At 50.8% G+C, this 23,723-nt stretch carries 30 protein-coding genes and 5 tRNA genes; 11 read left to right on the top strand and 24 right to left on the bottom strand.

Going from position 1 to position 23,723, the window contains the following annotated elements; genetic code table 11:
• The first annotated feature begins 214 nt into the window (after positions 1-214).
• Together ACE6F3_RS01760 and ACE6F3_RS01755 are read left to right on the top strand one after the other, a co-directional pair.
• Entirely contained in the window at positions 215-430 is a 216-nt protein-coding gene (locus ACE6F3_RS01760) for a zinc ribbon domain-containing protein (protein WP_041343120.1), read from the top strand.
• Positions 431-750: 320 nt separating this feature from the next.
• A complete protein-coding gene (locus ACE6F3_RS01755) occupies positions 751-1,164 on the top strand; it encodes a hypothetical protein (RefSeq protein ID WP_041343117.1) in 414 nt (137 codons plus the stop codon).
• Between the two features lie 30 nt (positions 1,165-1,194).
• On the opposite strand, the gene ACE6F3_RS01750 is transcribed toward ACE6F3_RS01755, so the two are convergent.
• On the bottom strand, positions 1,195-1,905 hold the full coding sequence (locus tag ACE6F3_RS01750; RefSeq protein ID WP_324664767.1) for a TIGR01906 family membrane protein: 711 nt from the start codon (positions 1,903-1,905) through the stop codon (positions 1,195-1,197).
• 147 nt (positions 1,906-2,052) lie between these two features.
• On the opposite strand from ACE6F3_RS01750, the gene ACE6F3_RS01745 reads away from it, so the two are divergent.
• Genes ACE6F3_RS01745 through ACE6F3_RS01730 form a run of 4 tightly spaced genes read left to right on the top strand, consistent with a single transcriptional unit; the run spans position 2,053 to position 7,002 of the window.
• Positions 2,053-5,565: a DNA polymerase III subunit alpha gene (locus ACE6F3_RS01745; protein ID WP_324664765.1), complete on the top strand. Its 3,513-nt coding sequence runs from the start codon at positions 2,053-2,055 to the stop codon at positions 5,563-5,565.
• Complete coding sequence (locus tag ACE6F3_RS01740; RefSeq protein WP_324664763.1) at positions 5,549-5,803, top strand: putative signal transducing protein; 255 nt, start codon at positions 5,549-5,551, stop codon at positions 5,801-5,803. Before ACE6F3_RS01745 ends, ACE6F3_RS01740 begins: the two co-directional genes overlap by 17 nt.
• Positions 5,781-6,596, top strand: coding sequence for a DNA repair protein RadC (radC, locus tag ACE6F3_RS01735; RefSeq protein WP_392655079.1), 816 nt, complete (start codon positions 5,781-5,783; stop codon positions 6,594-6,596). Before ACE6F3_RS01740 ends, radC begins: the two co-directional genes overlap by 23 nt.
• A gap of 22 nt (positions 6,597-6,618) precedes the next feature.
• Positions 6,619-7,002 (top strand): protease inhibitor I42 family protein, encoded by a 384-nt coding sequence (locus ACE6F3_RS01730; RefSeq protein ID WP_324664759.1) that lies wholly within the window; start codon positions 6,619-6,621, stop codon positions 7,000-7,002.
• Here ACE6F3_RS01730 and ACE6F3_RS01725 read toward each other — a convergent pair.
• The 8 genes from ACE6F3_RS01725 to ACE6F3_RS01690 all read right to left on the bottom strand — a co-directional run bounded on the left by ACE6F3_RS01725 (position 6,989) and on the right by ACE6F3_RS01690 (position 11,861).
• Complete coding sequence (locus tag ACE6F3_RS01725) at positions 6,989-7,543, bottom strand: methylated-DNA--[protein]-cysteine S-methyltransferase (RefSeq protein ID WP_324664757.1); 555 nt, start codon at positions 7,541-7,543, stop codon at positions 6,989-6,991. The two genes, ACE6F3_RS01730 and ACE6F3_RS01725, sit on opposite strands and share 14 nt — an antisense overlap.
• Before the next feature lie 75 nt (positions 7,544-7,618).
• Complete coding sequence (gene hpf, locus ACE6F3_RS01720; protein ID WP_324664755.1) at positions 7,619-8,158, bottom strand: ribosome hibernation-promoting factor, HPF/YfiA family; 540 nt, start codon at positions 8,156-8,158, stop codon at positions 7,619-7,621.
• Between the two features lie 13 nt (positions 8,159-8,171).
• The gene (locus ACE6F3_RS01715; protein ID WP_324664753.1) at positions 8,172-8,873 is read right to left on the bottom strand and encodes a ComF family protein; all 702 of its coding nucleotides are present in this window, start codon (positions 8,871-8,873) and stop codon (positions 8,172-8,174) included.
• Positions 8,874-8,912: 39 nt separating this feature from the next.
• The gene (locus ACE6F3_RS01710) at positions 8,913-9,116 is read right to left on the bottom strand and encodes a hypothetical protein (RefSeq protein ID WP_010937137.1); all 204 of its coding nucleotides are present in this window, start codon (positions 9,114-9,116) and stop codon (positions 8,913-8,915) included.
• A 71-nt stretch (positions 9,117-9,187) separates the two neighbouring features.
• Positions 9,188-9,769, bottom strand: a complete 582-nt coding sequence (gene thpR / locus ACE6F3_RS01705) for an RNA 2',3'-cyclic phosphodiesterase (RefSeq protein ID WP_324664751.1) — start codon at positions 9,767-9,769, stop codon at positions 9,188-9,190.
• On the bottom strand, positions 9,766-10,614 hold the full coding sequence (locus ACE6F3_RS01700; protein ID WP_324664749.1) for an amidohydrolase family protein: 849 nt from the start codon (positions 10,612-10,614) through the stop codon (positions 9,766-9,768). Before ACE6F3_RS01700 ends, thpR begins: the two co-directional genes overlap by 4 nt.
• Positions 10,615-10,627: 13 nt before the next feature.
• The gene (locus tag ACE6F3_RS01695; RefSeq protein ID WP_324664747.1) at positions 10,628-11,284 is read right to left on the bottom strand and encodes a 50S ribosomal protein L25/general stress protein Ctc; all 657 of its coding nucleotides are present in this window, start codon (positions 11,282-11,284) and stop codon (positions 10,628-10,630) included.
• A gap of 175 nt (positions 11,285-11,459) precedes the next feature.
• Positions 11,460-11,861, bottom strand: coding sequence for a gamma-glutamylcyclotransferase family protein (locus ACE6F3_RS01690; RefSeq protein WP_324664745.1), 402 nt, complete (start codon positions 11,859-11,861; stop codon positions 11,460-11,462).
• A gap of 188 nt (positions 11,862-12,049) precedes the next feature.
• On the opposite strand from ACE6F3_RS01690, the gene ACE6F3_RS01685 reads away from it, so the two are divergent.
• Positions 12,050-13,027 (top strand): hypothetical protein, encoded by a 978-nt coding sequence (locus tag ACE6F3_RS01685; protein WP_010937131.1) that lies wholly within the window; start codon positions 12,050-12,052, stop codon positions 13,025-13,027.
• Positions 13,028-13,032: 5 nt separating this feature from the next.
• Here the strand turns inward: ACE6F3_RS01685 and ACE6F3_RS01680 are convergent, their stop codons facing one another.
• Positions 13,033-13,479 carry an SRPBCC family protein gene (locus ACE6F3_RS01680; protein WP_324664742.1) on the bottom strand — a complete coding sequence of 149 codons (447 nt, stop codon included), beginning with the start codon at positions 13,477-13,479 and terminating at the stop codon, positions 13,033-13,035.
• Between the two features lie 114 nt (positions 13,480-13,593).
• Here ACE6F3_RS01680 and ACE6F3_RS01675 point away from each other — a divergent pair, with 114 nt between their 5' ends.
• From ACE6F3_RS01675 to ACE6F3_RS01665, 3 genes are all read left to right on the top strand, one after another.
• On the top strand, positions 13,594-14,205 hold the full coding sequence (locus tag ACE6F3_RS01675) for a MarC family protein (RefSeq protein ID WP_010937129.1): 612 nt from the start codon (positions 13,594-13,596) through the stop codon (positions 14,203-14,205).
• A 90-nt stretch (positions 14,206-14,295) separates the two neighbouring features.
• On the top strand, positions 14,296-14,436 hold the full coding sequence (locus ACE6F3_RS01670) for a DUF5679 domain-containing protein (protein ID WP_010937128.1): 141 nt from the start codon (positions 14,296-14,298) through the stop codon (positions 14,434-14,436).
• 167 nt (positions 14,437-14,603) lie between these two features.
• The gene (locus ACE6F3_RS01665) at positions 14,604-15,017 is read left to right on the top strand and encodes a helix-turn-helix domain-containing protein (protein WP_010937126.1); all 414 of its coding nucleotides are present in this window, start codon (positions 14,604-14,606) and stop codon (positions 15,015-15,017) included.
• Between the two features lie 57 nt (positions 15,018-15,074).
• On the opposite strand, the gene ACE6F3_RS01660 is transcribed toward ACE6F3_RS01665, so the two are convergent.
• Both ACE6F3_RS01660 and ACE6F3_RS01655 read right to left on the bottom strand, forming a co-directional pair.
• Positions 15,075-15,632 carry a glycerol-3-phosphate acyltransferase gene (locus tag ACE6F3_RS01660; protein ID WP_324664739.1) on the bottom strand — a complete coding sequence of 186 codons (558 nt, stop codon included), beginning with the start codon at positions 15,630-15,632 and terminating at the stop codon, positions 15,075-15,077.
• A 15-nt stretch (positions 15,633-15,647) separates the two neighbouring features.
• Positions 15,648-15,732 (bottom strand) — tRNA-Leu (locus ACE6F3_RS01655).
• Positions 15,733-15,797: 65 nt separating this feature from the next.
• Between ACE6F3_RS01655 and ACE6F3_RS01650 the strand changes: the two genes are divergently transcribed.
• A complete protein-coding gene (locus tag ACE6F3_RS01650) occupies positions 15,798-16,229 on the top strand; it encodes a hypothetical protein (RefSeq protein ID WP_096476927.1) in 432 nt (143 codons plus the stop codon).
• A gap of 216 nt (positions 16,230-16,445) precedes the next feature.
• Here the strand turns inward: ACE6F3_RS01650 and ACE6F3_RS01645 are convergent.
• The 12 genes from ACE6F3_RS01645 to hypA all read right to left on the bottom strand — a co-directional run bounded on the left by ACE6F3_RS01645 (position 16,446) and on the right by hypA (position 23,639).
• Positions 16,446-16,520: transfer RNA gene (locus ACE6F3_RS01645), tRNA-Cys, on the bottom strand.
• A gap of 37 nt (positions 16,521-16,557) precedes the next feature.
• Positions 16,558-16,632, bottom strand: a tRNA-Gly gene (locus tag ACE6F3_RS01640).
• A 13-nt stretch (positions 16,633-16,645) separates the two neighbouring features.
• Positions 16,646-16,732 (bottom strand) — tRNA-Leu (locus tag ACE6F3_RS01635).
• A 5-nt stretch (positions 16,733-16,737) separates the two neighbouring features.
• A tRNA-Trp gene (locus ACE6F3_RS01630) sits at positions 16,738-16,814 on the bottom strand.
• Between the two features lie 105 nt (positions 16,815-16,919).
• Entirely contained in the window at positions 16,920-17,243 is a 324-nt protein-coding gene (locus ACE6F3_RS01625) for a hypothetical protein (protein WP_278532399.1), read from the bottom strand.
• Positions 17,244-17,252: 9 nt separating this feature from the next.
• Entirely contained in the window at positions 17,253-17,873 is a 621-nt protein-coding gene (locus ACE6F3_RS01620; protein ID WP_096476925.1) for a TetR/AcrR family transcriptional regulator, read from the bottom strand.
• Between the two features lie 167 nt (positions 17,874-18,040).
• Complete coding sequence (hypE, locus tag ACE6F3_RS01615; RefSeq protein ID WP_392654811.1) at positions 18,041-19,048, bottom strand: hydrogenase expression/formation protein HypE; 1,008 nt, start codon at positions 19,046-19,048, stop codon at positions 18,041-18,043.
• Positions 19,041-20,135 (bottom strand): hydrogenase formation protein HypD, encoded by a 1,095-nt coding sequence (gene hypD / locus ACE6F3_RS01610; RefSeq protein ID WP_023652733.1) that lies wholly within the window; start codon positions 20,133-20,135, stop codon positions 19,041-19,043. The genes hypE and hypD overlap by 8 nt, the downstream gene beginning before the upstream one ends.
• A gap of 3 nt (positions 20,136-20,138) precedes the next feature.
• Complete coding sequence (locus ACE6F3_RS01605) at positions 20,139-20,354, bottom strand: HypC/HybG/HupF family hydrogenase formation chaperone (protein WP_010937118.1); 216 nt, start codon at positions 20,352-20,354, stop codon at positions 20,139-20,141.
• Positions 20,354-22,645 (bottom strand): carbamoyltransferase HypF, encoded by a 2,292-nt coding sequence (gene hypF / locus ACE6F3_RS01600; protein WP_324664728.1) that lies wholly within the window; start codon positions 22,643-22,645, stop codon positions 20,354-20,356. Before hypF ends, ACE6F3_RS01605 begins: the two co-directional genes overlap by 1 nt.
• Positions 22,646-23,299 carry a hydrogenase nickel incorporation protein HypB gene (gene hypB / locus ACE6F3_RS01595; RefSeq protein WP_340713113.1) on the bottom strand — a complete coding sequence of 218 codons (654 nt, stop codon included), beginning with the start codon at positions 23,297-23,299 and terminating at the stop codon, positions 22,646-22,648. It lies immediately after the preceding gene.
• Entirely contained in the window at positions 23,280-23,639 is a 360-nt protein-coding gene (hypA, locus tag ACE6F3_RS01590; RefSeq protein WP_010937115.1) for a hydrogenase maturation nickel metallochaperone HypA, read from the bottom strand. Before hypA ends, hypB begins: the two co-directional genes overlap by 20 nt.
• Positions 23,640-23,723 lie beyond the last annotated feature (84 nt).

Raw genomic sequence — 23,723 nt, 5'->3', positions numbered from 1 at the left:
CAGTTGGTCAGGGCAATCCGGACAACTTGAACCGCTAGATTATACTTATTGGGATAGACTAGTGTCAATCCAGCTTCAGGAATGTTGGTTGCGGGCGGGCGGATTTATTTTGACGGTTTGCTGTTTTGGGAATCTGCATTGGAATTATGTAGTTATGTCACCTAATCGTTGACTTTAAATCTTTTTGACGATACAATTTTTAGAGGAGATGAAAATGCCGATTTACGAATATGTATGCCCAAAATGTAATACCAGGTTTGAAGACATCCGCTCTACCAGCAAGGCCGATGATGAGGCCCTCTGCCCTGAGTGCAAAACCCCCTCTTTCAGAGGTGTTTCTGGTTTTGCCTGCCGCGGTATAGATTCCTGCGGCGGGGGCGGCGGTTCCTGTTCAGGCGGTTCTTGTTCCAGCTGTTCCGGCTGCCACTAATTCAGCTTAATACAACTGTGTTTTATCAGGCTTAAGCGGCAAATGCCGGCATAATGCATTTATCTATCTTGTAGAGCGATGTGTTGTGCCGGTTTTTTGTTTTAGCTCCAGAGCAGTATTGCGAAGTGGCTGTGCGGGGTAGATAAGGCGGCTGCAAACCCCGCTTGGAGAGATATTTTTTAGTGGGTGGCTATCTGCAAGTGCTGTTTATCGTTATAAAATAAGTGGGAAACAGATATTTCAGGTATTGTTGCACTGATGGCAGTTCGGCCGGATTTGGGTTTTAAGGGTGTGTTTCCCGGAAAGGTAAAGGATACAATATGCGTAAGAGAGCCTTGGCCATATTTGCCGGTCTGGTAATGCTGGTTTTCCCTCTTTCTGCCTGCTCTGCTGAAATTCCTACTGCCGGGCTGGACCAGTCAATTTCTTTTCCCCCCGGACAAAGCTGCCTGATAGCTGGTGAAGATTTGACTATCAAGTTTGTGGGGGTATTATCTGACAGCCGTTGTCCGGAAGGTGTTCAGTGCGTCTGGGAGGGGGAAGTGACAGTTGAGCTGCTGATTAAATACGGCGGTGCAACGAGCAAACTTTATATAGTCAACAGGGGCGGAGGAGACGCCGTGGCTGCTTTTAGGGATTATAAATTCAGCTTTAACGTTACTCCCTACCCTGAAACAGGTACCGAAATCACCCCGGAAGAGTACCGGCTGGTGATGGTTGTCAGTAAGTCCTGAGAAACCGGCTAACTTTCCGCTTAGGCTTTTTTAAGAGTAGAGTTCCTGGCTGGAAGGTTTCCTGAGTAAATAGCCGCCGGTTATGAAACTGGCGGCCAGTACCCCTGCCAAAATACCCAGCATAATGGCGCTGTCTGCCCAGAATTCTTTGGGGAAAAACATTATCAGATAGTCTTTAGTAGGGTCCAGCAGCCAGAAATCATTGCTGAAACCAAGCAGATGCAGCCGGGTGAAAAAGCTCTGGAAATCACTAAGGGCTGTAATCCCGATACCCCCCAGCAGCATTAGGCTTAATACTCCCCCCTGAAGCAGTACCAGGCCGCCTTCTTTTTTGAATTCGGGCTGTCTTTTAAAGTAGAGGTACAGGAAAAATCCGCCGCCCAGTACCAGACAGATTCCAAGTATTAAATAATTCAGGCGGATAAGCCCCTTAACGTCTTTCAAGTGGAGTATTTCCCGTTCGTTAAATACCTGCATGTCTGCTCCGTCTTTTTCCAGATGCAGGTTTAGGTATTCCTCGCTGTTGTTGAAGTAACCGATAAGGGCGGATGCGGCTGTTTTAAGCTGGGCTGGGGTGAAGCCGGTTTGCTGGCTTACCTCATATTTTTCAAAACCCTGTTCATACAGCCAGCGGCAGTTTATGAGAACGCTCAGGGTCAAGCTGAGTATCAGCAGCGGTGCAATGATTACAGCTAAGGTTTTCCAGGTGTTGAATAAAAATCTTTTTAAATCCGGCTTCATGGCTGTATTTTACACTTTTGTTTGCGAAAATAGCACTTTTCAACCTTGAAGGTGTCTGTTTGGGGCTGTTTTGAGCCTTGAAATGACTGCTTACCTGCATACCTCAATTGGGCGGGGCTGTGTTATAATCTGCCCTTAGGAAAGTCTATGTTTTGTCATTTGCATGTCCACACCGAATTCAGCCTGCTGGACGGTATGTGCCGTATCTCCCAGCTGGTAGCCCGTGCCAAAGAACTTGGCATGGAGGCGCTGGCTATTACCGACCATGGTACTATGCACGGTATTCCCCGTTTTTACAAAGAGGCCAAAGAAGCAGGTATAAAACCGGTACTGGGCAGTGAATTCTATCTGGCATATGGTGACCGTACCGCCAAAACAGCGGCAGATAAAAACTATTACCATCTGGTGCTGCTGGCTAAAAATAACAAAGGCTATCACAACCTTATCCAGTTAAGTTCCCGTTCACACATAGAGGGTTTTTACTATAAACCCCGGATAGATAAAGAGCTGCTTGAAAAATATTCGGAAGGGCTGGTCTGCCTTTCGGCCTGTCCTTCGGGGGAAGTACCCCGCCTGATACTGGAAAACCGCTTTGATGAAGCCAGAGAGGCCGCCCTGTGGTACAAGAAAACTTTTGAAAACTACTATATAGAAATCCAGCGCCACCCCATGCCGGATTTGGAAAAGATAAACAGCGTTCTTATTCCCATGGCACGGGAGCTGGATATACCTTTGGTAGCTACCAATGATACCCATTATCTGGATAAAGAAGATGCCCCTTATCATGACCTGCTGCTCTGCATAGGCACAAATGCGCTGGTCAGTGACGAAAAACGGATGAAGATGGAGGGTGATTATTTTTACCTGAAATCTCCTGAAGAAATGGCGGAAGCCTATCAGGATATACCGGATGCCATTGAAAACACCGCCAAGATAGCCGAAATGTGCAACGTAAGCCTGGATTTCGGGCGTTTGCACCTGCCGGAGATAGATATACCTGCCGGTAAAACCCCGGATGAGTATCTGGCAGACCTGTGTTATGAGGGGCTGCCCAAGTTTTATCCTGATGCCAGCCAGGAGATACTTGACCGCCTGAAATATGAGCTGGATGTTATTAAAACCACCGAGTTTGCCAATTACTTTCTGGTTACCTGGGATATTATCCGTTTTGTAAAAGAAAAGGGTTTGTATTACGGCGTCCGCGGCAGCGCCGCTTCGTCTATAGTGCTGTACTGTCTGGGTATTACCGCCCTTGACCCTATTAAATATAAGCTGGTTTTTGAGCGTTTTCTGAATATTGAACGCAAGGAAATGCCTGATATAGACATGGACTTTCAGGATGACCGCCGCGAGGAGGTCATTGAATATGTGGTGGGCAAGTACGGGCGTGACCATGTTTCCCAGATTATTACCTTTGGTACGCTGGGGGCAAAAGCGGCGGTGCGGGATGCGGGGCGGGCGCTTGGCATGGCCTATGCTGATGTGGACAGTGTAGCCAAGGTTATACCATTCTCCCTTCACATGACCCTGGACAAGGCTATGGAAGAAAGCGCCGAACTGAAAGATATGTACAATCAGGATTCGGTGGTCCGTAATCTGGTGGATGCCGCCCGCAAGATAGAGGGGCTTTCCCGCCATGCTTCCACCCATGCCGCCGGGGTGGTTATTTCCAAAGACCCGCTGACAGACCATGTACCCCTGCAGCGCCTGAGCAAAGAAAATAATCTGGGTCTGGTCATGACCCAGTACACCATGGAAGATATTGCCAAGATTGGCTTGCTCAAAATGGATTTTCTGGGGCTGGTCAACCTGAATATACTTGGCAAGGCCTGTGCGGTTATCAAAGAATACACCGGGCAGGATATTGACCCCCTGGCCATACCCCTTGACGATGCAAAAACCTTTGAGCTGCTGGCGGCCGGCGAAACGGTGGGTGTTTTCCAGCTGGAAGGCACGGGTATGCGCCGCTATATTAAAGAGCTGAAACCGACTGTATTTTCAGATATAGGCGCTATGGTGGCTTTGTACCGCCCCGGCCCTATGGAACAGATACCCCGTTTTATCAAATCCAAGCACGGGCTTGAGCCTATCACCTACCCCCACCCCGCCCTTGAACCCATACTGGAAGAAACTTACGGTGTTATTGTTTACCAGGAGCAGGTGCTGTTTATAGCCCAGACCTTTTCCGGCTATACCCTGGGACAGGCGGATATACTCCGCAAGGCCATGGGCAAGAAGATTGCGGCCGTTATGCAGAAACAGAAAGCCAATTTTATTGACGGGGCTTTGAAAAACGGCTATACCCCTGAAATAGCCGAAGAGGTGTTTGCTCTGGTTGAGCCCTTTGCCGGTTATGCCTTTAACAAGGCTCATGCCACCAGCTATGCCCTTATCGCCTACCAGACGGCTTACTTAAAAGCCAACTATCCGGTTGAGTATATAACCGCCTATCTCCAGGCATTTTGCGATGTGACTGAAAAAGTGGTAACCGCTGTTACCGAAGCCCGCCATATGGGGATAGAGGTGCTGCCGCCGGATATTAACCGCAGCGGGGTTAATTTTGAAATAGAGCAAAACGAAGACGGGGTTAAGAAAATCCGCTTCGGGCTGGCGGCGGTCAAGAATGTTGGGGTCGCGGCGGTGGAACCGATTGTGGCAGAGAGAAAAGCCAACGGGGAGTATCTGTCTGTTGAGGATTTATGCCGCCGGGCGGAAGGGTCATCACTTAACAAGCGGGTAATGGAAAGTCTGGTCAAAGCCGGGGCGCTGGACAGCCTGGGTGACCGGGGGACTCTCCTTTTTAATCTGCCGAATATACTTTCCCTGGTTCAGCGGGAACAGAAGCTGAAAGATTCAAACCAGACTACCATGTTTGACCTTTTCGGTCAGCAGTCACCCATGCCCATGCCCAGTCTGGAGATGGCGGAATCACCGGTTACCACCCGTGAAAAGCTCCAGTGGGAAAAAGAGCTGGTAGGCATATTCATATCTGAACACCCTTTTACCCCTTATGCCAGTGCGGCTCAGGAGGTAACTACCGCCTTGTGTGGCCAGATAGATGAGGAACTGGATAACCAGCCGGTAACGGTGGCCGGTATGGTGGCTTCGGTGCGGGTTTCGGCTACCCGCGAAGGCAAACCGTTTGTAATGGCGGAAATAGAAGATTTGGTGGGGCGGGTGGAAGTAGCCGCCTGGCCTAAAGTATATGCCGCAACTAAAGCCCTCTGGGAGGAGGGGAATATTCTATTAGTGGAAGGTAAAGCTGTGGTTCGTGGAGACAGGGTATCAATTCATGCGGAAAAAGTAAGCCGGTATCAGCCGGAAACAGATAAAAAAGCGGCCCCGGTATTTATAAACGCTCCCCAGCCGAAGGCGGAAGACAAAGAGCCCCCGGCTCCCCAGCTGCAGCGGCTGGTGGTCTGTATCCAGCAGACCGAAAATGAGGGCCGGGATATTGACTGCTTGAACGAAGTAGTGGAAATATTGAAGCAATACCCCGGTGAAACTGAGGTACGGCTGTGCGTGGTAAACCACGAACGGGTTTTCATATTGAAAATGCCGGATATCTGGGTATACTATTGTCCGGAGCTTAAAAGCAAGCTTGCCGCCCTGGTGGGCAGTGCCAATGTGAGGCTGGAGAATAATGCCCCAAGCGGATAAACTGGAACTGGCCGGGGTAGCCCCTAACCAGATAGTGGCGGAAATGTGGCAGGGTTTTCTGGAGGGGGAGGGTATTCCCTCCACTCTGCGAGCGAAGCAGGTGTTTCCGTATCTGGGTATAACTTTGCTGCCGGTCAGTCTATATGTTTTGAAAGAGCACCTTACTCAGGCCAAAGAGATATTGGCGGATTTGCAAGTGCAGAATGAAGAGCCGGATGAACTCGCCCAAGAAGACTGAGGATACCCCCTCTGTTTCACCCTCTAACCCGAACGCCGGGCATCGCCAGCGTCTGCGTGAGCGTTTCCTTAAGGCCGGTCTGGACGGGCTGAATGATTATGAAGTGGTGGAGCTGCTGCTTACCTTAGGGACTCCCCGCCGTGATTGCAAGCAAGCGGCCAAAGAGGCTATAAAACACTTCGGCAGCCTTAGGGCGGTGCTGGAAGCCTCCCCCGCTGAACTTTCAAGCATAAAGGGAATAGGCGAGGTCAACTCCATGGCCCTTACCCTTATCAGGGAAGTATCCCGGCGCTACCTTAAGGACGGGATTATGGAAAAACCGGTCTGCAATACCGCTCAGCAGGTGTTTGATTACCTGTATTGCGCCATGCGGGGTCTGAAAAAAGAGGTTTTCAAGGTAATATATCTGGACAGCCAGCACCGGGTGCTGGAGGTGGCAGACCTTTTTAGCGGGACAGTGGCCAGCGGTTGTGTTATCCCCCGGGAGGTGATTGGGGCGGCTATTTCCCAAAATGCCTCCGCCCTTATTTTTGTTCATAACCACCCTTCCGGCAAGACCGAGCCTTCGCAGGCAGATAAAGACCTGACCCGTGAGCTGGTATATGCCGCCATGGTGATGAAAATACGGGCTTTAGACCATATTATTATCGGGGATAACTGCTATTTCAGTTTTGCGGCTGCCGGCCTTATGGGAGAGTATGAAACAGGTTTTTTAAATTTGAAACTGAAGCACGTTTCCGAGGCTAAACGCCATATATACCGGGCAGAACTGTTCGGGGGAAACCCGGAGTAAACCCGGGCTTAAGGGGTGGAAAATGAAGAAATCTGCTGTTTTGATACTTAGTCTGGTCTGCACTTTCAGTCTGGCCTTTTCCGGCTGCAGTCCGGAGGTCAAAACTTATACAGATGCGGATACTCTGATTGAATGCCGGGCTGGGGATGAGTTTATAGTGGCTTTGCCATCTAACCCCACTACCGGTTATAGCTGGGAATTTCAGTCTGCCAGCTCCAAAGTATATCTGGTTGAAAAAACCTATACGCCGGATGATGCGGGCAGTGCTGCAGTTGGCGGCGGCGGAACCGAATATTTCCGTCTGAGGGCATTGGATACAGATGAGACCGAACTCCGGTTTTATTATTCCCGCCCGTGGGATTCCATACCCGCTGATACGCTGGTTATCAACCTTAAGGTTTCCTAGCTTCCAGAGTAAGCAGCCAGCATTTTATATTGGTGCCCCCGTTAAAACCGCCTGTTTTGCCGTTTGCGGCAATCACCCTGTGGCAGGGTATCAGTATAGGCACGGGGTTTTTATGGAGAGCCTGCCCTACTGCTCTGGCGGCTTTGGGGCGGGCTATCCGGCGGGCTATCTGGCCGTAACTGGCGGTTTGACCGTAGGGTATAAGGGCGCAGGTCTTAAACACCTGTGATTCAAACGGGGTGTACCCGCTAAGGTCAAGGCTGAACGGGAAATCAGTTTCCTTCCCCTGAAAATAGCTTTCAAGTTTCGTTGCCAGGGGGTTGAAAAGGCTGTCCGTACGGATAGCCTCCGCCGGCGGTTTAAGCTCTGCCAGTGCTTCGGTTTGGCCGGGCTGGGGCAGGGTAAGGCGGCAGATTCCCTGTGCAGATGCCATTACCCCAACCCAACCCGGTTGGATTTCAAGAATACCCCAGCTTATACCGGCGGCAGCCTTAACCCTGCTGGAGACGGGTTTTGGGCCGTTTGGTGTAACTCTACTCAAAAGCGGTTACCCGCCCCTGATTTTTGAGCCTGCGGTCTCCTGGGTATGTTGAGGAGGAAGGCCGGACATCAAAAACTACTCCGGTACGGGTTCAACCAGCTCAAACTTGCCGTCAGCAAAGCGGCGGAGCAGGTTTACCCGTTTGGTATCCGGGCCCAAAAAGAGCAGGTATTCTTCACCTGATAGGTGCATCTGGTTGACCGCTTCTTCTACGGTCATGGGTTTGGCCTCTTGTTTGCGTCTTCGGATTAGGGGCTCTTTGGGAGATGAAAATGTCTCCGGCTGACTGAGGCGTATACTTTCACGATTGCGCGCTTTTACTTCCATCTTGCCTTTGGCATGGTCAATCTGCTGGTTAAGCACCTCTACCGCCCGGTCAGCGGCGGTCAGCAGGTTTTCTGCCCGTTCTTCAGCGTAAAGTACGTCTGTACCGGTATTGAGAGTGGCTTTAAGGATAAAATGGTCTGCCTGGGAACGGGTTTGTTCCTCGTCAAGTTCTATCCTGAATTCGGAAATCTGGGGCAGTATCCGGGTTATCCGTCCCATTTTGCGTTGGATATAACTGCGGGTGCGGTTGTCCAGGCGGCAATTCTTGGTGGTAATCTGAATCTCCATACTCTACACTCCTCTATCTTTCTCTGGCTATGCTCAGCCCCCATACGCTGAGGGCACCAGCCTCTTTAAGAGTGGCGGCGCAGGCATTCAGGGTAGCGCCTGTGGTTGCTACATCATCTATTATAATCACCCTGGGGGCGGTTGTCGTGGGGTATTTGAAAATAAATGCATTTTTGACATTTTCCAGACGTTCGGTGCGGCTTTTGGTACGTGCCTGCGGGGCAGATGACAGTGAACGTTCTAGCCAGTGTTCATCCAGTTTCAAACCTGTTCTGCGGCAGAGTTCCCTTGCCAGCAGCAGGGACTGGTTGTAGCCGCGGTATTTCAAGCGGCTGGGGTGGAGGGGTACAGGCACAACAACATCAGCCGGAATGGGGTTTTGTTTCAGGTAGTCTGCCAGAAAATCCCCCAGCAAGGGGGCAACCGAACGCAGGTTGTGGTATTTCAGGGCATATATGGCTTGGGCAATGCCGCCTTCAAAGTTGAAAACCGAACGCAGCCCGTCCAGATGGATTTTGCCGGAAAGACACATGGGGCAAACCCCGTCATCTCCGGTATGATGGCCGCAGAGTGAGCAGACCGGCGGAGTGATATAACTCAGGCTGCCACTGCATTTGGCACAAAACAGCGTGCCTTCTTTGCCGCAGACCAGACACTGCTGGGGAAAGACTAAGTCAAGAAGGGTATCCTTGAGGGATTGATGCCAAAGTTTCATCTGTTTGCCCCCCGGCAGATTGAGCTGGCGTTTCCCGGCCTAGTGCTGGCGGTTGTTGCCGTTTATGATGGGTTCGTTTATATATATATCCCCGTTGCGGATTTTAAGGTTGAAGCCGCAGTTGGGGTTGGAACAGACCCAGGCTTTGTAATGGATGGACGCACCCTGGCTGCCAAAGTCTGACAGGGGTAGCAAATCACCCTGATTGCATTTTAAACATTTCGGAAAACCTGTATTCTCCACGAAGCTACCTCCCGGCTGAGACCTTGTTTTAAGTTGATTGAGTATACTCCAAGAGGCTTATCCTGACAAGACTAGGCGAGGCTGATTTGGGCCAGTCTGGTGTATACCGGCCCGGCAGGTAAAAGCTGGCTTTTAAAGAGACAGATATGCGAGGCTTTGAAACTGGTTTTAGGAACGGGGGGTGCGGTTTTAAGTGATTCGGCGGCGGTTTGCAGGTCACTTTTTGCAGCCCCCTCCTTAAGACGCCCCAGGGTTAGGTGGGGAGCAAAATCCCGTTTTTCTGCCGGAAAACCCAGCCCTGAAATATTTTTTTCAACCTCCGCAAAGAGGGTATTTAGTTTTTCTATCTCACCCTCCAGCCCCAGCCAGATTACCTTGGGGCTTGAAAGTGAGGGGAAAGCCCCTATGCGGGTGGTGGATAGGGTAAAGGCGTGGCAGACCTGTGCGGCTTTCTCCAGCCCCTTTATGATATTGGGTATTTGGCTTAACGGGGTATCCCCCAGGAATTTGATAGTCAGATGCATTGATTCGGGGTTTACCCATTTGACAGCTTGTGATGGTATGGGTAATGCATCCCGGAGACCGGCGAGTCTGGTTTTGAGCTCCGGCGGCAGTTCTACGGCAATAAAGGTGCGGATAAGTCCTTCGGTCAAGACTGGTCTTTCCCTTCGCCCAGCCAGTTCAGGGCGTTTTGCTGCATTACCTTTTCCAGTATATCCGGCTCAAGACAGCCTTGTGCCAGATGTTTCAAGGTGCGTTCATAAGCCATCAGGGGGTAATCACTGCCGAAAAGGAGTTTACTTTCCCCGCTCAGGGTTATGACCTGCCGGTAAATCTCCGGCTTGTACAGGAAAGGGGCGGCGGCGGTGTCATAGGCGGTATTGGCCAGCGCTTTTTCAGCTTCGGGCATAAGGTGGTAAAAGGGCATACCCCCGCCCAGATGGGCAAGTACCAGCTTAAGCTCAGGGTAGCGGGCAACAAAGGGGTAAAACTTTTCCGGAGTGGTATTGCCCTTGCCGGAGTAGATATGCCCCAGCGGCTCTGAGGCGTGAAAAAGGCAGATTAGGCCGTTTTCGGATATCCGGTCAAACAGGGGTTGATAGGCAGGGGCAGCCAGTCTTTCCGGCTCTTCGGTGCGGAGTTCACCCAAGCCCTTTACTCCCAGCTCAAGGCAGCGCTCCAGTTCCTTAAGGCTGGCCGCCGGGTCTGAAACAGGTAAAGCGCAAAACGGGATAAGCCTTTTGGGATAGCGGCGGGCAGAATCCAACAGGTAGTTATTGGTAAGTGCGCACAGTTCGGCTGAATCCCAGCTGATATTAAGGGTTACCGCCTGACTTATGCCGGCTTCGTCCATTGCTGTTAACAGTTCCTCTGCGGTAATCATTTTGGCTTTGGGATTTGAATACAGCATCTCCAGACAGCTATCCCGGCAGGCGTAGTCCTGCCGGGCTGCAATGATTTCGGGCGGGAAAATATGGGTATGAAAATCTATTATCATAAGGGTTGGATTTTTATTCCTTTTCAGCGGTTTCTTTTTCTTCAGCAGCGGCAGTCGGTTTTTCTTCGGGTTCTTCAGGCAGGCTGGCCGCTACCGGGGCTTCGACCTTAAGGTGGATTTCGCTTACTTTGGCCACCAGAAGGTCAGGCTCGTTCAGTATCCGGGCATTACCGGGCAGGACGATATCTTTTATGTAAAGGTCTTTTTCCGGACTGTCAAATTGGGATAGCTCAATATGTATTTCCGGCGGAAGGTCATCCGGCAGGGCTTCAACCGTAAGGTGGGTGAAGGGGGCGGTCAGTTTGTGGCCTTTTTCTTTGAGAAGGGGTGACTCCCCGCTGAAATGGATGGGGATTTCCGCTGTTACTTTCTCTTTCAAGTTTATCTGGTAAAAATCTACGTGCTGGAGATAGCCTTTTACCGGGTGGCGCTGTATTTCACGTATAAATGCCTTGCGGGTCTTTTTGTCCGTATCCAGTTTTAGGCTTACCAGGTGGGAACTGCCCGCCCGGCTGATGGTAGACTCAAGTTCCAGTGTATTCGCCTGAAGTGCCAGTGATTTCAGGCCGTGACCGAAGATGTGGACCGGGGTTATTCCCTGAGCCCTCAGGAGTTTGTTTTTGTTGCCGAAAACCTGCCGGGGATTAAGTGCCAGGCTGATACCAGTCATTTTGTGCCTCCTTCAAATCAGATAAAATTTCTTACCTGTTATGCTGAGAAAATCCGGGTATCTCTCTGATTATTCCTTTGTCAATGGCTACTTGGATAAGCTTCAAATTATTTCTGAAGCTGGTTATTAACTTCCCCTTGACATGGCATCTGGGCTGTCAAGCGCTGTCCAGGGGTCAGATAAGCCCCCATTCATGGTAAGCCTGCTGGATTACGGCCAGATATTCGGCGGAGGGTTTGCCCTCGTCATCAGAGCGGCGGCGGGTATGGGTAAAGGCTTCCAGCAGATTGCCGTCATCATCATGGACATTTACTTTTATTCGTTCGCTGTTAGCCGGATACTCTTCATGGGCGTCCAGTTTGCGCAGCCCTGATTCGCTGATTTCGTAAAGCCCGCCTTTGGCTCTGTCACCGCGGGAAGGTTTGATGCTGGCCAGTGCCCCGTGCCATTTGCGTGAATAGCCCAGGAAAACCAGCTTGTAGTTAGCCAGAGAGGCACTCTGTTTGGGGGCAGCGTCCGGGCAGATTTCCTTCATTTGTTTGCGGCTGAGGGTCTGTCCGTAGGCGAAATACAGCATGTCACTCTCCTGTCTGTTATTTAGATTATATCATTATAGCTGTTTGGTAAAGGGCTTTAAATGGGTGTTGTGGATGATATAGCGGGGGATATTTGGCCGTTAGTGTCCCTGCCCTGCTTTGCGTCAATTTGACTTATTGACTGATTCCGTTTATATTTGGGCAAAATGCGGGTTTGTCTGGAGAGGCCATGAAGGCTGCTGAAGAACCAATCTTGATAGAGGTGCTGACCCGTCTTAACGAATACGGGCCTGATGACCTTTTTGTCTGTTGTGCCAGTTTTGAAGAACGGTGTGTTACCTCTGTCCAGCGGATGAGCCCGAATTTCCGGGCCCGCTATTCCATTATTTTTGTGATTGAAGAACCCCGCCATGAAGAACTGGTGGAAGTAAACCTGGCCAAGATACAGGCTATTCTCTCCCGCAAAACGGCTGAGGGTTTGTTTGTTATCCGCTGCCAGCGCGAAGACCCGGTTGACGGTATCGGCCAGTTAAAGAGTATCTGGCACAGGTGTAAACCCAAAGATTCCGAAGAGCCGTTTATAACGGTGGATATATCAGGCTTTACCAAGGTCTACCTGCTGGGGTTGATGCATTACCTGGTGGCTGAGGCTAATCTGGGACTGCCCCGTATGATTCATACCACCCAGTCTTATTCCCCCACCCGCCTGACTCAGGGCGTGCAGCAGATAAGCACGGTTACCAATTACTTCGGGAATATATCTCTGGAAAAAGACAATGTTCTGGTGCTGTTCCTGGGTTTTGAACCTGAACGGGCGCTTTCGGTCTGGAAGCAGTTTAATCCCACCCGTACCATTGCCCTGATAACCGCCCCCCGTGACAGCAACCTTGAATACCTGAAATACGCCGAGAAAAATAACGAGTACCTGCTTTCCCAGCCATCGGTAGAGGTGCGGCAGGCTCCGGCGGATAATCCCTGGGCAGTCCGCAATATACTTGAGTCTATTTATGATGAAGTCAAGACCACCTATAACATGGTGATAGGGCCGTTCGGCACTAAGCCCCAGGTGGTGGGCGTTTTCCTGTTCTGGCTGGAACACCCCAAGGTTCAGATAGTCTATTCATTCCCTCAGGAATATACCAAGTCATATCTTAACCGCCGTCCCGGTCAAACCTACCTGCTGCCTTTGTCTCTAAGCTCCAAGTAGCCTTTTCAGAGGCGTTTTTTAAGGGCTGTATATCCGGCTTTCATTACCCGGTTGTGATTCCAGATAAATAGCGGCTTAAAGCCAAAACCCAGGAAATTCATCAGCTTGCCGGTGGTGCTTACTTCCCAGATATAGGTGCTGATAGTATTGCCATTGTCAGCGGTAAGTGTCCAGACCCCCTGTCCCGTCAAGTCCCCCCGGCTTTGCATCACTATTTCACCGAAGGGTACAGCTTTGGTTATTTCCAGCTCAAAGTTCAGGTCTCCGGTTAGCCCCTTTACTGCTGTCTGTATGCGGCAGCCCGGCAGCATTTCCTGTTCTTTAGACAGTATTTCAAACCGCTTTACCCCCGGCCACCATTCGGGCATACTGCGGGCATCTTTAATCAGCTCCCAGACCTTTTGGGGCGGGGCATCAAAGTGCCAGACAGTTTTAAACAGATATTTTATCAAAATAAATCCTTGCCTGTGATAAATTATTATAAACCTGACGGCAACGGTGGCAACAGGTGTTGACAGAATATACCTTGAGGACATAGCATTCTGGGGTAGGAGTGTAATAAATGCATGAGTGAGTTCTGGAATGATATTCTGCTGACCTTTGTGCCGCTGTTTATAGTGGTGGATGCGGTGGGTAATCTGCCTTTTGTAATATCCATTACTGACCAAATTCCCGCCGGAGAACGCAAAAAAGTAGTCAACCTTTCAGTTATCACCGCCTCCCTGCTGGGGCTAGTGTTTCTTTTTATGGGCAAACTGATACTGGATCTGATGGGAATATCCGTAGGGGCGTTTGCCATTGCCGGCGGTATTATCCTGCTGCTTTTTGCCATACGCTATATGACCAGCGGGCACATGGTGGAGGTTATCAAGGAGGAGATGGTGGCGGTTGTGCCCATAGGTACTCCCCTTACCATGGGGCCGGCCACTATTACCACCCTGATTTTGCTGGTAAACCAATTTCCCGTGTATATAGTACTAATTTCCTTTGGCCTGAATATGCTGGCAACCTGGCTTATTTTCAAGTCTAACGAATGGTTTATTCACTACATGGGGCAGGGCGGTCTCAAAGCTATGTCACGCATTTTCAGCCTGTTTCTGGCGGCTATTGCAATCAGCATGATTATCAAGGGTTTGCGTCTTGAGGAGATACTTGGGGCGGTTGGCGGGGGGAGCTAAACTAAAATATAGCTAAAAAATGTTGGCTAAAGGCTTGACATTGCGTTCAGAGTGTTTTATCGTTTATACAAATCTAATAGGAGGTAAGCTATGCAGGGTTATTGTATGAAATGCCGCGCTAAGAAGGAAATGAAAAATACCAAGCAGATCACCATGAAGAACGGCCGTCCCGCTACTCAGGGTGTTTGCCCCGATTGCGGCACCAAAATGTTCAAAATCGGCAAAGCATAAGGTTTTTTTATCTGTTTGTTGAAATAGCCGGGGATGTGAATCATGCCCGGCTTTTCCATTTTGGGGGCATACCGCCCGGTGAGCAATATTTGCCTGCCGTACAGCTTTGGAATAAAGCCCGCTGACCCCTTGACAAAACTTGTGCCTTTGACTACACTTGTCAAGCCATGACTAAAGAAGGTATGACGATTGCCCAAGCCGCTGATTTACTGGGTGTTTCCACCCGTACCATCCGGCGTTATATTAAGTCCGGCAAGATACAGGCGGAGCTTGTTCCCGGCTCTTTCGGTGAGGAATACCGCATTTATGAAATCCCCTCTGACCTGAAGAAGGAAGACGAGGAAGACCTGTCGTTGCAGACTATCCAGACGCCGGTCCAGTTTATGGACGTGGTGCGTGAATTGCATGAGAAAAATCTGGCTTTAGCCGCCCAACTTGGGGCGGCCACTGAAAAGATTAAGCAGATGGAGAGTCAGCTGAAAATGCTGAATGCACCGGGTGACAACACTCCTGACAAAGCACCTAAAAAAGGCTGGTTTGAAAGGCTCTGGCAGAAACTGGGCTGGACAGAAAAGGCCTGAGTTTCTAAGGGTAAGTATGTAAAGTATCCGGGATGAGCCCCGGATTTTTTATGCCGTTTAAAGGCGGTTTTTGCGGCTGCGGATAAAATGGGTCAGTCCCACTACTACCGGCAGGCCGATACTGTAAGCGACCACTCCGCCGGGCAGTCCGTAAAGTATAACCGCCAGCCACAGAAGCCCGAACATAACTGCCGAAGCCGCAATTACGCTGGAAGTAAACAGCAGTACCAGCAAGCCCAGACCCCCCATAATAAGCATGGGCTGGGTGGCGATTAGCAGCATTACCCCTATGGCGGTTGCCTCACCCCGCCCTCCCCTGAATCCCAGCCAGACAGGCCAGTTATGCCCCAGAACTGCGGCCAAGCCGCAAAACATCACCCAGCCGGGGCTGAGACCAGCCGCCAGAGCCAGTATAATGGCCAGAGAGCCTTTGGCAAGGTCAAAAACGAAGACTGCTAAACCCCAGCCGCGGCCGAGGCAGCGGTAGGCATTCTGGGCGCCCATGTTGTGGTCACCCATCAGGCGGATATCTCGGTCTGTGCTCAGGTATCCGGCCAGATAGGCGGACAAGAATGTGCCCAGCAGGTAACTTAGCAGGACAAAGAGTAAAGGCATATTGCAGCCTCAAAGTGGTGCCGGGGGTGGGGGTCGAACCCACAAGGATTGCTCCGGCGGATTTTAAGTCCGCTGCGTCTGCCGATTCCGCCACCCCGGCTAATTAGTAACGCCATTTTAGCGTCTTACGGTGCTTCTTTCAAGGAAAAACGCTATACTGGAATAATGAAGATAAAAAATATATTTGAAGCTCCGGGTTTTTTGAAACATGTTTTGGCTTTGGGTATTCTGTTTGGCGGGGGGATTGCCGGGGCGCTTGTATTCAGCACTCTGGCAGTAGTTGCCATCGGCTCTGATTCAGCCGGTTTTGCCGCTTTGGGCGGGGCTGTACTGGGCATAATTCTGGGTTACCCTCTGGGGCTTAGCATGGCTATGATCTGGCTGCGTTTCCGGACGCCTTATGCGGGTTCTGCCGGACTGGGGGTGTTAGGGGCTGTTCTGGGGGTACTGCTTACTATCGGCCTGGCCGAAGTTACCCATCTTAACCAGAACTCCGACCTGCTGTTTATGTCATTTTTCATAGCAGTGCCCTTGCTGGCGTTTCTGGGGTATCGCTTAAAGTTAATCTGGAAGGTTGTCAGCGGCAAAAACATCTAAATAACTGCATTTTGCCATCTTTATAAAATTTATACCCGTGTTTGCTTCGGATTGCAGTCCGGCGGCACGGGTTTTTTATGCCGAAATACGCATTAAACGGCAGGTATTTCCGGTATCAGCCTTGCGAAAGCAAAAGATAAGGCGGTCAATACTGATTTTGGAAAGGCTGAAAAGCAGAATGAAAATTGCGGGAAGTTGATGGGGATTGAAAGTATCTGGAGGCGACGAGCGGATTCGAACCGCTGAATAGGGGTTTTGCAGACCCCTGCCTTGCCACTTGGCTACGTCGCCCAGCCAAAGACTAGATTTTACGCCAGATAAGTGATTTTGGAGCGGAAGACGAGATTCGAACTCGCGACCTCCTCCTTGGCAAGGAGGCATTCTACCGCTGAACTACTTCCGCCCCTATAACTTATTGGTGCCGAGAGGGAGATTTGAACTCCCACGAGCTCATCACTCACTAGCCCCTCAAGCTAGCGTGTCTGCCATTCCACCATCTCGGCCAATATGGCAGGAGTGGAAGGATTCGAACCCTCGACCGGCGGTTTTGGAGACCGCTGCTCTACCGGACTGAGCTACACTCCTAAATCGTAAAAATCTAGAGAAGTATCTTACTACTAAACTGCCCCCTAAGTCAACTCCGCCTGAGGGCAGTTTAGCTTTCGTCCGGCATCGCTTTTCAAAGAGTTTTCAGGCAGATTTTGCACTTTGGCGGGCGATGGTAGTCCCCACAAACAGGGCTATCAGCCCCATAATACTGAGGGCACAGCCCCCGAATATTCCGGCTGCTTTCATGTAACCGCCCACCTGGGCAAGCAGCGGGCTGAACAGGCTTTTCCAGGTGGTAAGCAGGGGTATAACCTGGGCGGAATAGTCATCCGGGTTTATGCCCTGAAAGTACGAGCCGATAAAATTGCCCCACTCCGGTATGGATATAAATACCAGTACTGCTCCCGTAAGTATAAGACAGCCAAGTGCCATAATGCCGAATCCATGTTTGCGTTCCAGTTTCATTCTATTCTCCTATTCTTTTTGGGGGGACTTTATGCCGGAAAGCTGGCTGGCTATCATTTGGGGGATAAAATCTTCCGGGCTGGTAAATCCCTCTCCGTAAGCTTCCCGGGTCAGGTAAAGCATAACTACCGCTGACATCAGTGTACGGGCAGTAACGTCCAGACGGTGTTCTTTTAAAACCCCTTGCTTGACGCCCTGGTCAAGTAGGGAGATGAGCGAAGTTACCCCCTGGCGTATCATGCTGAACCAGACCTGGCTGACGGCCGGATTGCTGGTTCCTTCCCGCAGAAAGATAGCCACCAGCTCTTTTTTTGATTCCAGCAGGCGGTAAAACTGAAGACAGAGCTGGCTGAGGACAGATTCGATACTCTGTTTACCCTGTTTGGCTATTATGTTTTTTAACAGGGGCAGGAAACTGTGTTCGGCTATTACCGCCTCCATCAGGGCTTCCTTATTGGAGAAGTAATGGTAAAGCAGCCCCAGTGATGTTCCGGCGGTTTCAGATATCTGGCTGATAGTTGCCCCCTGATAGCCTTGTTCGGCAAATACCTTTAGGGCAGCGTCCAGTATTTCCTGGCGGCGTTTTTCAGCCTGTATTCTGCGGGTTTCCGGTTTGGCTGTTTCGGGCATGGGCGTTTCCTTTAAAGTTCATTGAATATTCATTCAATATATAGTCTATTATAGTTTAAAAGCGGGCATTGTCAATACAGCCTGAAAGATATTTCGGGGAGATTTTAAAAATAAAAAAGGCCGGGCAGAATAACTGTCCAGCCTGTGTCAATGCTTGGGATGTTAGTTCAGCAGATGCGCGGCAGCAGCTCTCCGCTTTGCATATCCAGTATGCGGAGCGCCCCCAGCGGGGTGCGTATGCTTACCCGCCCGGGGTTTGGGGAGATTACTCGCCCGATAATGGCGCTGTCTTTCCCGTAAGGGTGAGCTTTCATGGCAGAGAGTACAGCCGGGGCATCTTTTTCCGGCATTATAGCTATAATTTTCCCTTCGTTGGCTACATACAGGGGGTCAAGGCCGAGTGCCTCACAGGCACCGCCCACTGCCGGCTTTACGGGTATAGACTCCTCGTTAAGTTCTATGCCCACCTGTGACTGCCCGGCTATCTCGTTAAGGGTGGTTGCCAGTCCGCCTCTGGTGGGGTCACGCATGACGTGTATCCGGGGGCAGACTTTGAGCATATCGGTGATAAGCCCGTTCAAGGGGGCGCAGTCACTTTCAACTGCCGTTTTAAAGTTCAGCCCTTCCCGCTGGGCCATAATGGCTATGCCGTGGTCACCCATAGTGCCGGATACAATTACCGCATCACCCGGGCGTGCGTTTGCACCGGATATGTCCAGCCCTTCGGGTATGAAGCCTACCCCGGCGGTATTTATAAATATCTTGTCGGCTTTGCCGGTATTGACCACTTTGGTGTCTCCGGTGACTATCTCCACCCCGGCTTCTTTAGCGGCAGCGGCAATAGACTTTATTATCTCTTCCAGAGCGGATATGTCCAGACCTTCTTCAATGATAAAAGCCAGACTGAGGTATTTGGGGACAGCCCCCATGACAGACAGGTCATTGACTGTGCCGCAGACTGCCAGCTTGCCTATATTGCCGCCGGGAAAGAAAATGGGGTTTACTACGTAACTGTCGGTAGTAAAAGCCGTTTTCCCTTTGGACTCAAAAACAGCCGCATCATCCAGCTTATTTAAGAGCGAGTTAGACAGAGACTGGACAAGGTGCTTGGTGATAAGGTCATGGGTTAAGCGCCCGCCCGAACCGTGGGCCAGCAGGATTTTGGTTTTATCCAAGTTTGCCTCCGTAGTGGTAATAGGCGGCGCAGGTACCCTCGGAGGAGACCATGCACGGCCCGACCGGGTTTTCCGGGGTGCAGACCTTTGAAAAAAGCTTGCATTCCAGAGGTGTCCGGGTGCCTTTGATGATTTCACCGCACAGACAGCCGGGTGTTTCGCGGCTGGGCTCGGAAAGTTTTATCTCAAAGTTTTTTTCGGCATCAAAAGCGGCAAATTCAGGCCGCAGGCAGAGGCCGCTTTGGGGTAAAATACCTATCCCCCGCCAGTTGGCCGGGCAGATATCAAATACTTCATCCATAATCTTAAGGGCGGCAGTATTGCCTTCAGGTTTGACTGCCCGTGAATAGCTGACGTCCAGACGGGGAGTTGCGTCTTCCACCTGGTCTACCAGAGACTTGACACAGTAGAGTATGTCCAGGCTTTCAAAGCCTGACACGGCACATGCCAGATGGTATTCCTCTGGAATAAATTCCCAGGCATTGCTGCCGGTAATGGAAGAAACATGGCCGGGGCAGATTATGCCCGAAAGGCGGGTTTCACCGGCATCCAGTATAGCCCGCATGACGGGCGGGGTTATTTTATGGAGTGACATTACATAATAATTAGCAAGTCCCTGATTACGCGCCTGTATTACCGAAGCGGCAATGGTGGGGGCGGTGGTTTCAAAACCTATACCCACAAAGATAACCTTTTTCAAGGGGTTCTGGCGGGCTATCTCCAGTGCGTCCATGGTGGAGTAGACAATACGTACGTCCGCCCCTTCCGCCCTCACTTCCAGCAGGCTCTGGCGGCTGGAGGGAACCCTTAGCAGGTCACCGAATGAGCAGATTATAACCCCTGGCAGCCTGGACAGGGCTATGACTTTGTCCAGGTCAGCGGTAGAGGTTACACAAACAGGGCAGCCCGGCCCTGACAGCATTTCAATATGGGGCGGCAGCAGCTGGCGGATGCCGTAGCGGAAAATGGCTACGGTATGCCCGCCGCAAAACTCCATAAAGCGGGCAGGCTTGGTGGAACGTTTGTTTATATATTCCAGCAGGGTGCGTCCTGACTGGCTGCTGCGGAATTCCTCTATGAAATTCACTCTTTACAGCATCTCCATCTGCTTGAATATAGACAGGGTTTCCAAAGCGTCTTTTTCGTCTATTACCTGTATGGCATAGCCGGTGTGAAGCAGTACGTAATCACCCGCTTTGGCTTCGGGGGTGAGCATCAGGCTGGCTTTATAGGTAGTCCCGTTCAGGTCTACCTCCGCCACCCCGTCTTCAACTGATATTATTTTGGCAGGTACTGCAAGGCACATTATATTCCTCCTTGGCTGGCGGCTATTACCGCCTGACCCAGTGATATGCAGCCGTCATTAGAGGGGATTTCTTTATGGGTAATCACTTCAAATCCCTCTGCTTCCAGCTTTTTTATCACCTGGCGGAAAACCCGCCTGTTCTGGAAAACCCCGCCTGAAAGAGCTACTTTGGTAAGGCCGCTTTGGGCTGAAAGCCTTAGGCAGGTGTCCAGAACTATCTGGCTGACAGTATTGTGAAATTTTACCGATATATAAGCGGCTGTTTTGCCTGATGAAAGGTCTGAAAGGACGTCTTGGATTATGCCCTTCAGCCGTATCAGGTAAATGCCATTGTCTAAGTCTAACTCAAAGGGGTAGCACTGGGCAAATTCGGTATCCCCGGCTTCGGTTTCCAGCTCTATGGCCGGTTGGGAGTCATAGTTTGCCACTTGGCAGATTCCGCATAGGGCGGCAACCGCATCAAACAGCCTGCCCGCACTGGAAGTAAGGGGTGAGTTCAGTTTCCGGTCAAGCTGGGTTTTTATGATATCCAGTTCTTCCGGTTCTATATCTTTAAAAAAGTTCAAACCCTCTTCCCCCAGCAGTGTATAGACATATGACACGGCTGTGCGGTAGGGTTTTTTAATGGCGGCTTCGCCTCCGGGGAGAGGCAGGTATTCCAGATGGGCTTGGCGGCTAAAACCCTGTTTTATGCCCCCGCAGAAAAATTCCCCGCCCCAGATATGCCCGTCCAGCCCGTAGCCGGTGCCGTCCAGAGCCACCCCGATAACCTCTTCGTCACAGTTGTTTTCCGCCAGACAGGAGGCAATATGGGCATGGTGGTGCTGGACTTTGACCAGAGGTATGTCAAGGCTGGCTGAGCGTGCCTCAGCCAGAGCGGTGGTAATATAACCGGGGTGCAGGTCTGAAGCTATTATTTGGGGGTTTAAGCGGAATAGCTTCAGGTAAACCGCCAGGGTTTCTTCAAAGCTGTCCAGCGTTTCGGGGTTTTGCATATCCCCTATATGCTGGCTGACAAAAGCATAACCGTCTCTAAGCAGACAGAAGGTGTTTTTTTCCTGCGGACCAAGCGCCAGTACTTCTTTATCCGTAAAAGAGGTCTGGACAGGGTAGGGGGCATAACCCCTGCCCCGCCTGATTACCCTTTTTGCACCGGCCTCATACATGACCACGCTGTCATCATAACGGGAGTAAATGGGGCGGTTGTGAAGCAGAAAATAATCCGCTATATTGCCCAGCCGTTTCAGGGCTTCGTCATTGTCTTTGGCAATGGGCTCTTCACTCAGGTTGCCGCTGGTCATGATAAGGGGTTTACCCGTGTCCTTTAAAAGCAGGTGGTGGAGAGGGGTATACGCCAGCATTATGCCCAGATAATTTTGTTTGGGGGCGGTTTCGGGGCATACGGGGCTTTCCCTGTTCCATTTGCAAAGGACAATGGGTGCGGCGGGTGAAATTAGCAGCTTTTCCTCTTCGGCAGATATAAAACAGTGTTTGCGGGCTTCGGCTATATCAGGAAGCATAACCGCAAAGGGTTTGGAAGGGCGGTGTTTACGGCGCCGGAGGGTATTAACCGCCAGCGGATTAGTGGCGTCAGCGGCCAGCAGAAAGCCCCCCAGACCCCGTATGGCTAAAATCCGGCCGTCTTTCAGCAGTTTTGCGGCTTCTGCTATAGCATCGGCACTTTCAAGCTCTTTTCCGGTTTTATCCGCCAGCCAGAGGCGGGGGCCGCACACCGGGCAGGCATTGGGCTGGGCATGGAAACGGCGGTCTAAAGGGTTATCATATTCGGCCTGGCAGGCCGGGCACATTTCAAAGTCTTTCATGGTGGTCAGGGGTCTGTCATAGGGTATGTCCTCAATGATGGTAAAACGGGGGCCACAGTTGGTGCAGTTGGTAAAGGGATAACGGTAACGGCGGTTCCGGGGGTCAAGAATATCATTTTGGCACTGGGTGCAGGTGGCTATATCCGGTGAAACCAGCTGAAAACGCCCGGAAAGGCTCTGGCTGGGTTTGATATTAAAACCTTCTTCACCTGTTAAGGGTATTTCAGTCTGTTTAAATGTTTTAATGACTGACTGGGGCGGGCTGAGGCTAATTAGCTCATCGGAAAAGCTGTCCAGCGCTTGTTCAATCCCTTCGGCCTCTATTTCCACTCCGGCAGAAGTATTCCTGACCCAGCCGTTTAAGCCGTGTTTGGCGGCCAGCTGGTAAACAAAGGGGCGGAAGCCCACCCCCTGGACAATCCCGCTGATGGCAAAGGCAAACCGCTTGGTTTGCTTAGGTGCGGGCATCTATTTCCCCTTTAGGAGGTTGCTTTTCAGCCAGGCTGTCCATTCGTCCAGCCCCTGGCCATTCCTTACTGAAAGCTCAATTATTTTGACGTCAGGGTTTAGACCCAGCACTGTTTTACGGAAGGATTCCATATTAAAATCACTAAGCGGCAGGTAATCCATTTTGGTTATGACTATTACGTCTGTATCCCTGAACATAAAGGGGTATTTAGTGGGTTTGTCATCACCCTCCGGCACGGATGCCAGCACTACCCTTTTGGCCTCACCCAGCTGAAAACCGGCCGGGCAGACCAGATTGCCCACGTTTTCAATAAAAATAATATCCAGCTCGTCCAGTTCCAGCCCGTCTGCGGCTGAGGCTACCATGTTGGCATCCAGATGGCAGCCCCCGTCTGTATTTATCTGGATAGCCTGCGAACCGGTGGCGGCTATTTTTTCGGCATCTACGCTTGAGGCTATATCACCCTCTATCACACCCACCCGGGCATCATCTCCCAGCAGCTCAATAGTCTTAAGAAGCAAGCTGGTTTTACCGGCGCCGGGTGAAGACATGACATTTATCACAAGTATGCCTTTTCCGGCAAACATATCCTTGTTTCTGGCAGCCAACTGGTCATTCATGTCAGTGATATTTTTAAGAACTTTGACTTTCATCATCTACCTCAATGCTTTCAATAAAAAATTCGTTGCCGGCTATCACTTCGGCATTCCAGCCCTGACATTTGGGGCAGACCAGTGCATGCTGCCCTGAAGGGAAGGTATGGCCGCATAAACGGCAGCGGAACTCGGCGGGTATGCGCTTAAATTCTAAAAGTGCCCCCTTGGCCATAGTGTCCTGGCTGAGTATATCAAAACACATTTTTACGCTGTCTTCCACCACGCCTGCATATTCGCCTATCACCAGATTTATCCGGCTGATTTTACGGGCTTTGGCTTCTTCAGCCTTGGCTACAATTGTTTTTAGCAGTTCTTCGGTTATGGATAGTTCGTGCATAATTCTTATTTAATTATAAGGCAGACCCGCTTGGGTGTCTAATGCGGGGGGTATTTGACACCTTTTAAGGCTGTGTTTATTATT

The organism is Dehalococcoides sp. THU4 (genome assembly GCF_043231265.1).
Lineage (GTDB): Bacteria > Chloroflexota > Dehalococcoidia > Dehalococcoidales > Dehalococcoidaceae > Dehalococcoides > Dehalococcoides mccartyi.
Note: the sequence above shows the minus strand (reverse complement) of the source record. Positions and strands in the feature narration are given on the sequence as shown.

Bases quoted from the DNA above. Each gene is read 5' to 3' on its own strand.
- ACE6F3_RS01760 (WP_041343120.1), top strand. From the start codon at position 215: ATGCCGATTTACGAATATGTATGCCCAAAATGTAATACCAGGTTTGAA.
- ACE6F3_RS01755 (WP_041343117.1), top strand. From the start codon at position 751: ATGCGTAAGAGAGCCTTGGCCATATTTGCCGGTCTGGTAATGCTGGTT.
- ACE6F3_RS01750 (WP_324664767.1), bottom strand. From the start codon at position 1,905: ATGAAGCCGGATTTAAAAAGATTTTTATTCAACACCTGGAAAACCTTA.
- ACE6F3_RS01745 (WP_324664765.1), top strand. From the start codon at position 2,053: ATGTTTTGTCATTTGCATGTCCACACCGAATTCAGCCTGCTGGACGGT.
- ACE6F3_RS01740 (WP_324664763.1), top strand. From the start codon at position 5,549: ATGCCCCAAGCGGATAAACTGGAACTGGCCGGGGTAGCCCCTAACCAG.
- radC (WP_392655079.1), top strand. From the start codon at position 5,781: ATGAACTCGCCCAAGAAGACTGAGGATACCCCCTCTGTTTCACCCTCT.
- ACE6F3_RS01730 (WP_324664759.1), top strand. From the start codon at position 6,619: ATGAAGAAATCTGCTGTTTTGATACTTAGTCTGGTCTGCACTTTCAGT.
- hpf (WP_324664755.1), bottom strand. From the start codon at position 8,158: ATGGAGATTCAGATTACCACCAAGAATTGCCGCCTGGACAACCGCACC.
- ACE6F3_RS01715 (WP_324664753.1), bottom strand. From the start codon at position 8,873: ATGAAACTTTGGCATCAATCCCTCAAGGATACCCTTCTTGACTTAGTC.
- ACE6F3_RS01700 (WP_324664749.1), bottom strand. From the start codon at position 10,614: ATGATAATAGATTTTCATACCCATATTTTCCCGCCCGAAATCATTGCA.
- ACE6F3_RS01695 (WP_324664747.1), bottom strand. From the start codon at position 11,284: ATGACTGGTATCAGCCTGGCACTTAATCCCCGGCAGGTTTTCGGCAAC.
- ACE6F3_RS01690 (WP_324664745.1), bottom strand. From the start codon at position 11,861: ATGCTGTATTTCGCCTACGGACAGACCCTCAGCCGCAAACAAATGAAG.
- ACE6F3_RS01685 (WP_010937131.1), top strand. From the start codon at position 12,050: ATGAAGGCTGCTGAAGAACCAATCTTGATAGAGGTGCTGACCCGTCTT.
- ACE6F3_RS01675 (WP_010937129.1), top strand. From the start codon at position 13,594: ATGAGTGAGTTCTGGAATGATATTCTGCTGACCTTTGTGCCGCTGTTT.
- ACE6F3_RS01670 (WP_010937128.1), top strand. From the start codon at position 14,296: ATGCAGGGTTATTGTATGAAATGCCGCGCTAAGAAGGAAATGAAAAAT.
- ACE6F3_RS01665 (WP_010937126.1), top strand. From the start codon at position 14,604: ATGACTAAAGAAGGTATGACGATTGCCCAAGCCGCTGATTTACTGGGT.
- ACE6F3_RS01660 (WP_324664739.1), bottom strand. From the start codon at position 15,632: ATGCCTTTACTCTTTGTCCTGCTAAGTTACCTGCTGGGCACATTCTTG.
- ACE6F3_RS01650 (WP_096476927.1), top strand. From the start codon at position 15,798: ATGAAGATAAAAAATATATTTGAAGCTCCGGGTTTTTTGAAACATGTT.
- ACE6F3_RS01625 (WP_278532399.1), bottom strand. From the start codon at position 17,243: ATGAAACTGGAACGCAAACATGGATTCGGCATTATGGCACTTGGCTGT.
- ACE6F3_RS01620 (WP_096476925.1), bottom strand. From the start codon at position 17,873: ATGCCCGAAACAGCCAAACCGGAAACCCGCAGAATACAGGCTGAAAAA.
- ACE6F3_RS01605 (WP_010937118.1), bottom strand. From the start codon at position 20,354: ATGTGCCTTGCAGTACCTGCCAAAATAATATCAGTTGAAGACGGGGTG.
- hypF (WP_324664728.1), bottom strand. From the start codon at position 22,645: ATGCCCGCACCTAAGCAAACCAAGCGGTTTGCCTTTGCCATCAGCGGG.
- hypB (WP_340713113.1), bottom strand. From the start codon at position 23,299: ATGAAAGTCAAAGTTCTTAAAAATATCACTGACATGAATGACCAGTTG.
- hypA (WP_010937115.1), bottom strand. From the start codon at position 23,639: ATGCACGAACTATCCATAACCGAAGAACTGCTAAAAACAATTGTAGCC.